The organism is Elusimicrobiaceae bacterium (genome assembly GCA_017528825.1).
Taxonomy (GTDB): domain Bacteria; phylum Elusimicrobiota; class Elusimicrobia; order Elusimicrobiales; family Elusimicrobiaceae; genus Avelusimicrobium.
Genome location: JAFXOI010000002.1, coordinates 1 through 15456 on the forward strand (window position 1 = coordinate 1; position 15456 = coordinate 15456).

The 15456-nt window shown below is 43.9% G+C and carries 6 protein-coding genes; 1 reads left to right on the forward strand and 5 read right to left on the reverse strand.

What is annotated here, in order from left to right; translation table 11 throughout:
* On the forward strand, nucleotides 1-4327 hold a 4327-nt coding region (locus IKN49_01015; GenBank protein ID MBR3631640.1), incomplete at its 5' end, for an AIDA repeat-containing protein.
* A 196-nt stretch (nucleotides 4328-4523) separates the two neighbouring features.
* Here IKN49_01015 and IKN49_01020 read toward each other — a convergent pair.
* From IKN49_01020 to IKN49_01040, 5 genes are all read right to left on the reverse strand, one after another.
* Complete coding sequence (locus IKN49_01020; protein MBR3631641.1) at nucleotides 4524-5396, reverse strand: hypothetical protein; 873 nt, start codon at nucleotides 5394-5396, stop codon at nucleotides 4524-4526.
* Nucleotides 5397-5511: 115 nt separating this feature from the next.
* Entirely contained in the window at nucleotides 5512-6675 is a 1164-nt protein-coding gene (locus IKN49_01025; GenBank protein MBR3631642.1) for an MFS transporter, read from the reverse strand.
* Between the two features lie 11 nt (nucleotides 6676-6686).
* Complete coding sequence (locus IKN49_01030) at nucleotides 6687-7547, reverse strand: carbohydrate kinase (protein MBR3631643.1); 861 nt, start codon at nucleotides 7545-7547, stop codon at nucleotides 6687-6689.
* Between the two features lie 134 nt (nucleotides 7548-7681).
* Nucleotides 7682-9976 carry a hypothetical protein gene (locus IKN49_01035; protein MBR3631644.1) on the reverse strand — a complete coding sequence of 765 codons (2295 nt, stop codon included), beginning with the start codon at nucleotides 9974-9976 and terminating at the stop codon, nucleotides 7682-7684.
* On the reverse strand, nucleotides 9942-15332 hold the full coding sequence (locus tag IKN49_01040; protein ID MBR3631645.1) for an MFS transporter: 5391 nt from the start codon (nucleotides 15330-15332) through the stop codon (nucleotides 9942-9944). The genes IKN49_01035 and IKN49_01040 overlap by 35 nt, the downstream gene beginning before the upstream one ends.
* Nucleotides 15333-15456 lie beyond the last annotated feature (124 nt).

Genomic DNA, 15456 nt, shown 5'->3' on the forward strand with positions numbered 1-15456 from the left:
CACTACCTCTAGTATTTATGGTGGCGTACAGAGTGTTGGAAACGGCGCCTATGCTTTACAAACACAGGTTAGTTCCGGCCAACAAGACGTATGGAACGGCGGAAAAGCCGAAGCGGCCGATATTTACGATGGCGGCGTACAAAATGTAAATAATGGGGCTTTTGCTTGGGATACTAATATTTATTCCGGCGGGGTGCAAAATGTAAGTGCCGGAGCTTTACCGAGCAGTTCTTTCATCAGTGGTGACAGCACCTTTTATACTAGCAGTATTACAAATGTACATGCCGGTGGTGTGCAAAATGTCTTAGCCGGTGCCAGTGCTTATTATACCAATCTGGATGGTACGGATGAAAATGCCGGCATACAGGATGTTCAAGCAGGAGCGTCTGCTTATAATACGCAAATATCTTCTGGCGGATTACAGAATGTATATACTAATGGATCGACGACTAGTACAAGCATTGGTAATTTCGGTTCACAGATGATTTCTCAAGGAGGAAAAGCTTATAATACCACTATTGCCGGTGGTACACAAGTAGTAGCAGGAAATGCTTTGGGAGGTATCATTTTCAATGGTTCTCAAGTGGTATCCGGAGCCACTGCAACGGCAGAAGCAAATATAGGACGTACTCCCAGCGGAACTATTGTGTACTATAATCCGTGGTATGTTCTGGCGGGTGGGGAACAGACGGCTATAGCAGGCGGAAAAATTTCAGCTGCTGTATTAGGAAGTGCTTCGATTGATACAGCTGGACAATTGATTTATGCCGACGGCGGTACGCAAAATATTTCCTCCGGCGGTGTAGCGGCTGATACCATCGTGCTAAGTAACGGTGTACAAAATGTTTTTGATTCTGGCTCTGCAACCAATACGGTATTAGGCAGCAGTGTGAGTAGCGGAAGTGTTACCTATAATATTACCGGCGGTACGCAAAATATTTATAATGGCGGTACGGCCACGGATACTATTGTTTCATCGGGCGGCACGCAAAATATTTATGCCGGTGGACAAGCCGATCAAACAAAAGTTAGTTCCGGCGGTACACAAAACGTATTAAGTGGCGGTATGGCTAATAGTACCACGGTATCTTCCGGTGGCTTACAAGTAGTCTCCGCCGGTGGATCTGCTAATGCAACGGACGTTTACGGTTCTCAATACGTATACGGCGGTGCTACCTTAACAAATAATACGCTGTATGATACTGCATATCAATTATTAACCTCCGGTGCCCAGACTTCTAACCAAGTCCTGTCTGGGGATGCAGTGATGCGCTTAGAAGATGGGGCTGTTGCTACTTCTACGTATATGCAAGACAGTACCTCCATGTATATTGGAAACGGTGGAACAGCCAACTACACTTCTATGTTGGATGATTCCAGACAATTTATTGAATCCGGCGGTGTTGCCAACCACACCACTTTAGACTATGCAGAGCAATATATTCAAGATGGCGGTGTGGCCAATGATACCTATCTAACAAATATGGCCTATCAACACATAACTTCAGGAGGTGTGGCCAATAACACTGTTTTGGATGATGCAGGGGAACAACGGATTTCTGCCGGTGGTGTGGCCAATAATACGACTGTAAGTAGTGGGGGATCTCAAATCATATACTCCGGTGGTGAAGCCAATTCAACCACTATCTCAGCGAATGGCGAACAATATATTGAAGATGGTGGCGTTGCCAATGATACCACTGTGGATAATATGGGTTCACAAATTATATCCTCGGGTGGTACTGCCAATGGAACTATTCTCTTAGCGGGTGGTTCTCAAGTAGTTAACTCTAGCGGTATGGCAAACAATACCACGATTTCCGCAGGGGGTATCCAAATTGTCAGCCATGGAGGTATTGTAGATGGACTGACCATTTACAACAGCGGCACCGAAGTAGTAAGTGACGGCGGTATCACAAGCAATGTAGCCATTAACTCCGGCGGTGCGATGCTTGTTTCTTCCGGTGGAAGCGGTGTCAATGTAACCGTAAATTCGTCTGGCACGTATGAAATCTTAAGTGGTGGCACGGCCGATACTACTATCATTAATGATAGCGGTGTACAATATGTTTCAGGGCTTGCCACTAACACCACGATTAATTCCGGCGGAGAACAAGAGGTTAAAGCCGGAGGACATGCAGAGCAAACCAATATCAATGGCGGGGTGCAATATGTTTCCATTTTTGCCCATGCAACTGACACTACTATTAACGCCGGTGGCTCGCAAGTAATTTCTCTGTGGGGAGATGTGCAATCTACTACGATTAATTCCGGCGGTACACAGGAAATCTTAGAGGGAGGATTTGCAATTTCTACCTTCATCAATGCCGGAGGGTTGCAGAATGTAAACTCCAAAGCTATTGCTTCCGCCACGACTGTGCAAGGTGGTACGCAAGAAGTATTGTCCGGTGGTCGGGCAATTGAGACTACTGTAACAAACGGTGGTGTACAAAATGTAGCCTCTGATGCAATCGCTTCCAATACTCTAATCAGTGGCGGAACTCAAAATGTGTTGTCCGGCGGTAGTGCACTTGTCACCACCATTGAAAATAATGGCGTACAAAATGTGGCAGGTATTGCCGATAATACAACTATTTCCAACGCTACCCAAAATCTCCAATCCGGTGCTGTGGCAACTCAGACTACGGTCTATGCCGCCGGAACTCAGCAAGTTAATTCAGGGGCAACCGCTATAAGTACTGTGGTATCCGGTGGTACCCTGAACATTTCCGACGGTGGTGTAGCCACTGATGTCAATGCCACTTCCGCTAATGTAAATATGTACGCGGGAGCCACTTTGAACGGATTTACAGCCTTAGGTGGCACTTTGCAGACCTACGGGAACAATGCTATTGACGGCAATGTAACACTGGGAAATGGAGCAGCGGTCAAATTTGTTGATCAAGGAACGCGCAGTCAGTTGACGGTAGATAATTTATTTGCCAATAATGCTTCCTTCTACATGAATGTAGATTTGGAAAAGCAGACAGCAGATAAATTAAAAGTACAAAACAACTATAACGGAACTGCGTTGTTACATTTGACCAACGTGGCTGCCACCGCTCAGAAAACAGATGAAAACGGTATCAAATTAGTGGAATTTGATTCTACTGCTACCGTAAATGGTACATTTGCCTTACCGGGCGGACAATGGGATCAGGGCGGATATGTCTACAAATTGGCGCAAGGTACTGAAGCTACTCCAAATGCGGACTACTACTTGCGCAGTACCAATCAACTCAGCGATACATTCAAAACGATGTTAAATGTACCGTTGATGAATAGTGTAATGGCACAAGTGGCCATGAATTCTTTGCAAAAACGTTTGGGAGATCTGCATGATATGGATAATCCCAATAAGAAACAAGGCGTGTGGGTACGCAGCTATTACAAAGATATGACGGTAAATGATCTGATTAAAACAGATCTGAACCTCTTTGGTGCAGAAGCCGGCTATGACTGGATGTTCTACGCCGATGAACCGACCAAACTTTATGCCGGTGTGATGGTAGGGTTTGTAGAAGCTGACACCATTAAGACGAAAAAGAACAACGGTATGTATGATAAAGGTGACGGACAGGCCCAGAGCGTAGGATTGTACGCCACTGTCGTCAATGATGAACGTTGGTTTGTGGATATTGCCGCACGTAACTTCTGGACCAAACTAGACATGAACAATCACGCAGCCGACGGCACCAAGATGAACTATAAGCCCGAGCAAAATATCTTAACACTCAGCGCCGAGGCAGGACGTTCCTTCCTCAGGCCGTTAACTAACGGACGATTCGTGCGTATTGAACCTAAGGCAGAGTTGAGCTATATGAATGCCGGTTCTGATAGCGCAAAAGTGAAAAACGGCATGGATAATCTGAAGATAGATTCCGCCAACTACCTCAATGCCAAAGCCGCTGTGCTGCTCTCTTATCAAGCCAAACGTGCTAATAACTTGTTATTGGAACCGTTTGTGGAATTGGCTTACCGCTACGAATTTATTGGCGGGAAAGCGGATGTTTCTTACGGCGGAGCTACCAAAGAAACCAGCCTCAAAGGCGGTGTGGCAGAAGTCGAGGCCGGGTTGAACATGCAATTAACTGATAACCTGTACTGGTATGCTTTAGGCAGTTATGAAGCCGGCGAGAAAATGAAAGGTTGGGGTGTGTACGCGGGCATTCGCTATGCATTTGGTAACGTGAATGGAAAAACCACTTCCAATACGAAGAAAAAAGTAGCCACCAAAGCCAATAATAAGACTAAGAAAAAGAAAAATACAAAGACCACCCGCCGCAATCAAGACATACCTGGCAATTATTGGTGGTACAACAAATAAGTAGCTTGTATCTCATAAAATACCCCGTACTGCAAAGTGCGGGGTATTTTTACATATAGTAGACAGTGAAAATGTCTTTTGGATAAATAGAGTGGATGTTTTAGCCTATTGCATTATTGATTTGAGTAGCAAGAAGAGGGGGAAAATCATAATAAAACCCTCCCGGCGGGAGGGTTTTAGACAAGAAAGATACAAATTAGATCTCATCTGCCTTGATAAATAGGTGGCTAAATGACAGAGAAACGCCCACAAACAGATTTTCACCGCGTTTGGCTACATAACTACCCTGGGCAGTATAATACTGAATAATCGGCGCAATAACCAATTCTTTCCACACCTCTACATCTAGGCGCGCCTCTGCCATTACTTCATAATCAAGATCCGTAGGGCGTTTGTGGCTGGCGTATAAATAGTCGCGGAACAATCCTTTATACACCGCGGTGACACCCTCTCTGACGGGCTGGTTAATTTCAATGCCGATTTCCCAGCCATATTTTTCAGAAGCCGGACGATAGGTAAAATCTTCTTCCGCAAAACCGGCTAAGTGAAAATCTTTAATATATGTCCCTTCAAAAATTTTAATACCGGCCGACGCGCGCACGACTTGTTTCAGGTGGCTATCACCTTGTGCATTGACCTCGGTTTCATAAGCCAGAGCGCCATACGGCCCGGCTTCAAAGCCGCCCAGAAAATTTTCCGTCCGCCAGGCTCGTTGGGTGTAAGAGGAGGTGAGCAAAATGGTATCGGCGTTTTCACTTTCCGTTTCTTCTCCGTCGTAAGATTTGAAGGTAGTTTTACCGTACTCTACCAGCAGTTGATTACCCCACACAAAGTGTTGCGCGAAATAATTTCCTTCCAAATCTAAATCTCCCTTTACAATATGTCCCGAATCGGCTGTTAATTTGGCATTGGGAAAATCTTTATATTCCCGACCATGTTTTACATCTGTAGAAGATAATTCGAATGCAAGGCGTTTGAGGTTTAATTCCCAGCCTCGCTTGATTTCCTCCGCTTGGCCTACCAAAGGAAATAAAGTTATAAGGGCGAGTATCAGTAGTTTTCGATTCATAAGTAAATATCCTAAGATAAAATAATATAACTCTTATATTCTATTTCTTTTGCTCACTCCTTGTAAAACAAAATCCCCGCCGTAGTGGCGGGGATTTTCAAAGCAAATTGCTTGCTTAGGCTAATTTTTTGATTTTAGAAACTAACGCTAACAAGTACACAACCGCTACCGTCATAACGAGCACAGAGCCGGTTTGAGAATGCATAGCATCAGAAGCAAAACCCATCAAAAGCGGGAACACCGTACCACCGATTAATCCCATAATCATCAAACCGGATACTTCGTTTTTCTTTTCCGGTAAGTGCAAGATGGCTTGAGAGAAGATGATGGGGAAAATGTTGGAGTTACCCAACCCGATTAAAGCAATACATACATATAAGGGCCATTGGCTGGTGAACACGAATAAACCGCCCATAGCCGCTAACATGAAGACTACGCTGGTAGCAAAAATAACTTTCGCCGGGAATTTAGCCAACAAGAAAGATCCCAAGAAACAGCCAATTGTACGGAACATGAAATAAATGCTGGTTGCGTAAATGGCTTTATCCAAGGTCCAACCCAAGCGGTCAATCAAGATTTGCGGGGCGGCGGTATTGGTACCCACGTCGATTCCCACATGGCACATAATACCGATAAAGCACAGTAAAATTGTGCCATTGCCCAACAGAGCTAAACATTGACCAAACGTAGAAGGTTTGCCGGTGATTTCTTCTTCTTTGATATCTTCTTTGGCAAGCATAATGAATGCTAACACACCTTCAATTGCAAATAAGCCATACATCCAAGTCCAGTTGCCCGTTTTAGCCGCAAACCAAGCAGCCAAAATCGGAGCAATAAAAGAAGCAATGGCTTTCACAAATTGGCCAAAGGTCATAAAGCTGGCTAATTTATCGCCGGTAACGATGTTAGACACTAAGGGGTTCAAAGACACTTGCATCAAAGCATTGCCGATACCCAACAAAGCAAAGGCCAACATCATGATGGCAAAGTTATAAGCCAACAAAGGCAAAGCCAATGCGGCTACTGTAACGCCCAAGCTGATCAACACCGTTTTGCGGCGACCGATTTTGTTCATGAGCATGCCCGTAGGAACGGAACACACCAAGAACCAGAAAAATACCATGGAGGGGCACAGATTGGCTACCGTGTTAGAAAGACCGAAGCTTTCTTTCACGTAGTTAGTAGCTGTACCAACGGAATCCACAAATCCCATGGCAAAAAATGCCAACATGACAGGGATCAATTTTGCAACTAAAGAAGACTCTTTTTTCTCAGTCATATTTTCTCCTATTAATTATAAGCAGGCCAAGCGCCGGTCTTTGTGCACACAAAAGCGGCCGTTTTAACCGCTTGTTCATGGGCTTGGCGCAAGGTTTTTCCCGCTAAAATACCTGCAATAAACGCACCGGAAAAAGCATCTCCAGCACCGACGGTATCTGCTACTTTTACGCGCGGTGTTTCAATGCGAGATACTTCGTCTTTAGAATAAATGGTGCTGTATTTATCTCCGGCCGTTAATACGACATAGCGCAAATTGTATTTTTCCAAGAACCATTTGCAGATTTCATCTTCGGTACCCTGGATACCAAACAATTTACTAATCACTTTGATTTCATCGTCATTGATTTTGAAGATATTGGCTTTAGCCAACAATTCTTCAATCAATTCCTTGCTGTAATAATGTTGGCGCAAGTTAATATCGAAGAAACGCAAAGAATCTTTGGGAGCATAATCTAACAAGGTTTTAATGGTATCTTTAGATTCTTGATGGCGTAGAGCCAACGTACCGAAACAAACTGCATCTGCTCTTTTTACCAAATCAATTGCTTTTTGGGAGAGGGGGATATGGTCCCATGCTACACCTTCAATAATCGTGTAGGTAGGTTGTCCGTCCTTTAATTCTACCTTTACACTTCCGGTAGGATAGGAAATCGTTTCACAGAGATATCCAATATGATTTTTTTCCATTTCTTGAATGATTTCTGTGCCTAATACGTCATTGCCTACTGCGCTAATTGCATATCCTTCTGAGCCAAGTTGAGTAGCATGGTAGACAAAGTTGATGGGGGCACCGCCGGCACGTTTGCCAGTCGGGAAAACATCCCAAAGTACTTCCCCAATGCCGACCACTACAGGTTTTTTAGTATTCATACCTTCTATAGTCCTCACATTTGAGATTTAGTCCTTCTGTTCTCATTCTATCAGATTTTCGTCAATTATGCTAGTGTTGTTTTTTGTGCCCCAAAAAAACTGTTCTTCACAAGTAAAAACAGCTCGGCAAGAGATTATCTTGAAGGTTGGGGGGATTGAGTAAAAGCAGGGGTAGCAATTTTTAACTTTGTATATTCTGTTTGCGCGGTGGCGGAGACGTAATTGGTGACAGAAACAGGCAACAGAATAGTGGCAGTAGACTTACTCTTAGGCAATTCTGCTAATATTTCTTCTCTATTACTCCACTGGTAACTGGTCGGCACTTTCATCTTATTGGCTACCATTTCATAAGCTATGTTATCTACTTTGACATAGCCCGGATGTAATTTGGCGTATGCCAGTAATGCCTTCTTAAAAGATTGCGGTGTGCGCGCCAAAGAAATATCACGCAATGCCTGCATATCCGTCAAAAGATTTTGATAGTCTTGAATCATTTCCGGCGAATAAGAGGTGGATGCCGATGGTTGTAATATCTCTTTGACCTGTTTAATAGAGATAGCAAGCGGTTCAATCACTTTCCCTTCTATAACTACTTTTTGTGCCAAGGTAGAGGTTTCTCCATGGTGAATGTAATAGCTCATATGATCCAAAATACTGGAGAAATAATTGGGGGCCGATTGTCTGTTATGAAAAGCTACTTCATCTGTGCGCAATTCATATACACCACTAGGGATATAGAGGTTTATTTTGCTGGCCGTTTGTGGTTTTTTGCGAATTAGCTTCATATAATCTTCCAGCGTTTGGCCTGCATAGCAAGTCCACACCAACAGGTGTGTAAAACCGGAATTGTATTTACGGATGGCATCTAAAATGTCTGCCAATGTAGTGATGGAAATAGCATCTAGATATGGACTGAATAAATTGGCACTCCACTCGCGACGGAAATTATTAAAGCCGTTAACAGAACGCCCATGCGCATATAAGAAAATCATATTTTCTTGGTTAGGGCGCAACAAGCTTAAATTTTCATCAAGGGTAGCCCCTTTATAACCGATCATGGGAAAAGAATTTTCTAAACTTCCCAACAACGGTGCCTCTGACGGAACGTCTACTCCGAGCAATAAAATAGCCGGCGAAGTACGTCCGATTATATTTTTCAAGGCAACCGTAAGATCCTCAGTTCCTACTTTTAATTTTCTTAAAGCGGTTTTCAAAGCACTTTTATCTTGCTCAGAAATACGACGGCTGACAGAGGACTGCAATTGCTCAGCAATGAAGGCCTGATCTCCTTCATCGTCAAATAAGGGCATTGCAAAGTCATATGTACCCGGCATATTTTCCGTGGCGGATACGTCGCCGGACAGGGCCCTCATTACGTGGTGAGTCGGCCAATTAACATTGCTAGAAATCCCTTGGAAAACGGTTTGATATTTCTGAGACAAATCGTCATTTGACAGCGTTTTATTTTCTGTCAAAGAATTCGCATCTACCGCTACCGTATAAGAGATAATTTTTTGTTCATCGGGCAGCGTAAATTCAATATGCAAGTGCAAATTGCCTGTTTGAAATCTACGGGTAATACCGGAGGATTGTATCCCAAATTCATGATTACCCATACGCACGTGTGCGGTGGCTTGCGGATGCTTTTCCTGCAGACTAGCCACGATATTGTCCACCACCTGTTGCACAGCTTGATTAGATACACTCTTTTTAAGCAACAGACGGCCATCTTTGGAAATCTTAACGCCCGCAATTCCTTTAGCTAGTTCCTGCGATAATGTAAGAGGGCTTTCCTCGATAGAGTAGAAATGTTTCCCTTGAACAGGGCGCAAAGACAAATAACCATCCTGCGTATATACTAATTCCGCAATGTTTTGATCTTGGGTATTTAAGAATTTGATTTTATGGAATTTGCCATCTTGCTCACCCATGATAGCTTGGCTAGCCTCTTGCATGAGGGAAAGATGCGTGGCATTACCTACTAACGCTTCGGCATACAAGGCATGCAATTCTTGTAGCGTATTCCAATCCAGTCCGGCCGAACGCTTTTTGACAAATTTAGAAATCCACGCTCTAAAACCTTCCAATCCCGGGCGATCGGCATCTGTACCGGAAATTTCTACCACGGAAGAAGTGGGAACCTCTAAGTTGTCTGTCCCTATAATGAAGCGGCTTACCGGTAAAGCGTAGGTGGGGGAAACTTTTTCAGGAGCAGTTTGCTCAGCCATGGCAGCAGCCACGGGAGTTTCTTCAGGCTCCACCGGGCGTAAGAAAGCTTGCTCTTGGGCAGGGAGCAGGAACGGAGCAAACAGGAAAGAACCTGTGATTAAGGCTTTCTTCCAAGTAGGAATAGAATTCCCAGATCCCGAAGTAGGGGCGGTTGTCCCAGTTGGATCAAAAGGCTCCTGCCGGCGAAGCGGCAGGAGCACCTCCTATACTAGATGGATTATCTTCTCCCGGTAGTTCCGTAGGATCCGCTTCCGGTGCGGCAATCGGGCCAAAGACTTCTTCCCATGTAGTGGTTCCATTGTATAATTTATCTAATGTTTTTTGCGTAATAGTCTTTTCCCCTTTGAGCAGTTCATCTAAATTTACAATGCGTCCTACATGTGTATAGAATAAGGGTACTGCTTTAACGTCATAGGTTACAGGTTTTCCATTTTCATCTATTACCGGTCTGCCTTGTTCATTGAGTACAAGCAATTTGTTCGGGTTACCTTCATTATCATACAGCACCATAAATTTATCTTCATCTTCTGCAGTGAGTTCTTTCCATGTGCCGTTAGCATCTTTCCAATAATAGGTTTTGAATTTGGATATATTTTCATCCGTAGAAGAATTTAATTTATGTCCATACCATTTTGTAGGCGTCTTTTTGGTTTGGTATCCTTTTGCAGCAGCTGCTTCTGCAAAGAATTTTCCCATCATTTCAGAGAAAGATTCTTCTTGTTCCACATAAATAGCATCATAGGAACCATATAAGTCTGTATTCTTAAAGGCGGCTGCTTCATATAAACCCACCATCATATGATGTGGCATGGCCAGATAATAGGTTTCGTCTTCTTTCATGGGCACATAGTGACGGTTTCCGTTTTTATCTTCCGGACTTAATATATATACAAACACTTGTACATCAGAAGTATCCACCACTTCTTTCCCGTCTGCATTTTTGATCACTTTCAAACCTTGTACCGCAATACGTATATTGTGCGAGCAGGCAAATGTAGCGGTGATTTCTTTTCCAGAATCTGCTTCAATGCCTTTTGTATAGACAAAATTATCGTGCATAAATTGGATAAATTGTCTACCTAAAATCGGACGAAGCGCAGGAGGTTCCGGATTGGGGCAATTATCTGTTAAAGTAGATAAAGTTACCTCATCTTTCCACAATGGCTTGCCGGTGTTCATATAACTAGCAAAACCAATCAAACGCCATTTTTCGATAGGTTTATTATCTCTGGTTTTTAATTTTCTTTCTCTACCAGTTACATCCGTTTCGCGAGAAAGCCGTTTAAACTTCCAATAAAGTCCATCTGCTGTCGCATTGGCCATAGCGGATTCTACGTAATAGGGATTATGACTGGTCCGAGAAGTTTTGTCACCTACCAATTTGACAACAGGTTGATTCATATCTCCCGCTTCTCTCTGCAAGTTTTCCGTAACGATACCCATAGATTTATGTAAGATACTATACGGATTCTCTTTTGCATCTTCTTGTCCTACAGGTACAGCGCTACGATCTAAGGCATCGATGATGTTGGTCGCTACATAGGTTTTCCCTGTTTCTTCATCTCTAGCTAAAAGGGTGGCAACCAGTCCTTTCCCTTGACCAAAACCTTTCCCTTGTACGTATTCAATACCGTTTAGAATTTGGTCCTCTGAGTTATGTGTATGTCCTTCATACACTACCCGAACCAATTTTTTCAAATCAGCCGGCATTTCATCAATCGCTTTTGCAATCGCATAGGCTCTACTATCTATACGATGATCATTTAACGCTTCATGCATCAGTACCACGATATGATCAACATTATTTTGTTGTAAATGCGCGACGGTAGTATTCAAAGAGGTTTGGAAATCTTCTTGTGCTTCTTCCTCTTTACCGGCTGGGTATTTTTTATTACCATAACCCGCTTTTCCTAAGGCAATGACCGCTACCCGTTCCCCCGTGCCAGTGATCTTAATGACATAAGGTAAGGTCTTTCCGATGGCACTTTCAAGCGTTTCCGGAACCCGTAACATACGCTGCTGCCCAGCGATAAAAGCAGGTCCACTGGCCACTCTGGAATGTTTATCAGTAGGTTTCCACGATCCTACAAATTTTAACCATCCTAAATTTGTCAAGAAGGTCTTAGAAACATCTGCTTCGTGGTTCCCCATGGTAAAGACATCCACACCCATGTGAATCAATTGAGAAAGACCCCACATGGGATATTTATTCAATAAATAACTTCCGGTAAAGCCGTCTCCACCGAATAATACAATTACGTTCTCACGACCGAATTCTTTAAAGAATTGTTCTGCTACCAGAATAAATTCGGTAATATCTTCACCATGCCAATCAGAGGCGTTCAAAATAACGGTTTCTGTGGCACGGCCTCGAATTTCTTTGGGCAATTGGTCTTCCATAAAAGTTCTTACATTTTCAGGAACTCCCACCAATTTCGTATCAGAGCCAGCCTTACGTTCTGGGTGGACATATTCAGTCGTAGTAGGACGAGGACTTTGCAAAATATCACGCCAAGGCAGCAGGCTCTTTTGCCAGTTTGGAAACACCGTTCCCCATAATTTATTCCAATTTTCTTGCGCTCTAGCTTTGGCTTGTTGGGGCGTTTCAGATTTGTTTTGTTCAACATGATAACCCAAAATAGCATCATCATATCTTTGCAAATCCGTAATGGTGGGTACTTCAGAAGCCGTTAAAAATTCGGTTTCATTTAACGGAATTCGATCTACTTTACTATGATTTTGACCGTCTGTTGCAACGCCCGTAAAACGATCACCAGTAGCTATCACCGGTCCTTGAGTAGAAGCCGCGGCACCACCGCCACTAAATTCCTCACCTAATGCCTCTATAAATTTGAGGAACTGCGGCATTCCCGGGATAAACGAACTGTACAAATTGCCATCGCTAGCAAACGCTTTGTGATAAGCATTGGAAATTTTACCGAAGAATTCTTGGAACAAACTCCACACAGAAGAAGTATTTTCCTCTTGTTGAACTGCCGCTTGTGTGGCAATATGGTCAACTAACGGGGTGGTTTGAATTTGTCCGTTTTGGTCCAAACTTACTTGATACCATCCTTCTTTTCCATCTACGGTTAAGTAGGCGGCTACAAAATCCATTTCAGACAGAGCAATGGCATGATCTACCGTCACTTCCTGTAAGTCCTGATTGATACCGGGGTTCTGTTCAATGAATTGTTGACTCACCGCATAACCAAATAGGACCGGCACCTCTCCACCACGGGAATGATGTATAGCTACGCTTGAATCATAGCTAAAAGGAATCGTATTTGCATCAGCAGAGGAACGGAGTATGCCTTCACGCAAGAGCTGTTGCAAGCCGGCTAAGCTCATACCTTGTCCTCTGTAGAGCATCTGTTTTCCTTGCAATAAATTGCTCGGAAAGGCAGGTATTAAGTACTTTTCAGTAGCACTAATTAAACTTGCTGTCGCATACTGATTGGGGAATTCAGCTAAGCGTTTTTGCCAGGCCATATTTTCTTGAGAAAGCCCTTGGCTAGCTGCAGAAGCAGCTGTTTGGTTAGCCAAATATTCCTCCCAAGGAGTAGCTATCATTTCCTGTTTCTCATTTAAGCTAAGTCTATACCAGCTTTTTACTCCATCTTTTTCCATATAGGTTAAGACATGAGAGATTTTTTCCGGCAAGATATCATGAGTCAATAGGATCTCACCCGCATTACGATAGGAGGAAGTCACTCCCTTAATAGTTTCTTGACTCATCGGAACTACAAACACTACTGGTACCTCACCCGATACATTTGCATAACCTGTCGCGGTATAAATAGAAGGTGATAAGTAAATCGTATGATCCTCGCGATAATTCGCTTTTATACCTTGACTTAAAATTGTTTTCACTTCGTCCATAGAATTGAAATGCATTCCTCTATATACGGCGGAACCTTCCGGAGCTTGCGGTACAGGAATTTCATTTCGTTGGTATACGAAGAACCCAATGGACGGAATAGAGCTTGCTTCATCTATTTTCTTTTCAAAAGGAATCTTTAGCTGATCTGCTGGAATGGACGGTAGAGCTGCTTTGGCCGTTGTTTTAGCATGGATTCCAATTCCTAAAATACCCGCGATTAAAGCCATGGGCATTGCAAAGCTCCATAAGGGGCCCAATACATCTGATAGAGCTGCCAAGACAGGAGTGGCTCCACCTGCGGCGATAGAGGTCATCATCAAACTGGTGGTTCTATCTACTTCAGCAGGTCTGGCCGATTGGGCTAAATTGACCAGCATGGGGAAGATATTACCATATCCAAAACCCGTCAAGAACAGACCCGCAATTGAAAGCGCAGGCACACCCGTCATGACCAACGCTAACCCTGTCAAGGCGACTAGACTGGAGACCACTAACCGCTGTCTAGGTGTACCTAAATAACGACTCGGTAAATAGGTACCCGCAAAGCGACTGGCAAAGATACCGGCCACAATCGTGCTTAAGGTGACGATGTTTGCGGTAGCGGGTGTCATATTAAACACTTCAGTTAATAACATGGGGGTATTAGACAGGGCGAAAATTTCTGCTGCAATATAAGAGGCCCCGCCTGCTACAAACGGCCAAATGGGAGCTCTTTGAGCAGGTGCAGCAGACTGCGCTGCTGCCTCTTCCGTAGGTGCAGCCGCTACTTCAGGAGCACTCTCTGCCACATTCATAAACATAGAAGCGATTAATCCTGCTAAGCTAATTGCTCCGTAAATGGGGAATAGCAAGGTCCAAGAATATCCGTTGGCTGCTAGCACTACTGTCGGCAATACCCAGTTCAAAACAGTGGGGATAATCTTCCATGCATCCAAACTAGATAACATAGAGGCGGCCGCTGCATCCGTTTGAGCCACATCAAAGGCCAAAGCACTAGCCGCATTTTTCAAAATAGTAGAACCCGCACACAACAAAGCAATTGATCCTAACACCGTCCAGAATTGTGGCATGGTGGTTAACGGTGCTCCGCCTAATACAAAGCTTGGGATAGCTAGTCCTAAAGTAGATAAAGCTAAACCGATACGCATCATTGGTATACGACCGATTTGAGCTTGTAATCTTCCAAAAGGAATAGATAAGCCAAACATACCAAATCCGGACAAAGTGACCAAGGATGCCACAAAGGTACTTAATCCTAAAGAGTCTTTGAGCAAGGCAACTGCCGGCGCAACGAAATCAGCAAAACCTGCCAAAGCCGCTAAGAGGGAAATAGCAGAGGCTAAGACAGCCGCGTGCGCCGCATTGGCTGCACGAGCTTCTTCCACGTTCGCTACGCGGTTAGAACTGGTTAGACGTTGCCAGACATTTTTTAACTTATCCCCAATTGCAAAGATTGGAAGACCCGAGTACAAATATCCCGTTCCGGTAGAAGGAGCGGAAGTAGTAGCCGTAAGCCGTGTAGGAGTAGTCCCAAACTGCACCGCAACCGTAGGCTGACGAGTTTCCGTCGCAACCACTGGGAGAGGAGTAGATTGTTGCTCAAGCACAGGTGCGGCAACCGTTGCTGCGGTGGTCGCAGTGGCTTGTTGAGCCAGTGCCTGTTGCGCTCTCATTTGCTGTTGATAGAACGGATTATATCTATACCACCAAGGAGCTATATAATTTAAGTAAAAATAGTCTTGCAGTGTTTGCAATCCGCTTTGGATCTTTCCGGTAATCGAATATCCTTGCCGTTCA

Excerpts from the sequence above, each read along its gene's own strand:
- IKN49_01020 (MBR3631641.1), bottom strand. The coding sequence starts at position 5,396 with ATGAATCGAAAACTACTGATACTCGCCCTTATAACTTTATTTCCTTTG.
- IKN49_01025 (MBR3631642.1), bottom strand. The coding sequence starts at position 6,675 with ATGACTGAGAAAAAAGAGTCTTCTTTAGTTGCAAAATTGATCCCTGTC.
- IKN49_01030 (MBR3631643.1), bottom strand. The coding sequence starts at position 7,547 with ATGAATACTAAAAAACCTGTAGTGGTCGGCATTGGGGAAGTACTTTGG.
- IKN49_01040 (MBR3631645.1), bottom strand. The coding sequence starts at position 15,332 with ATGAGAGCGCAACAGGCACTGGCTCAACAAGCCACTGCGACCACCGCA.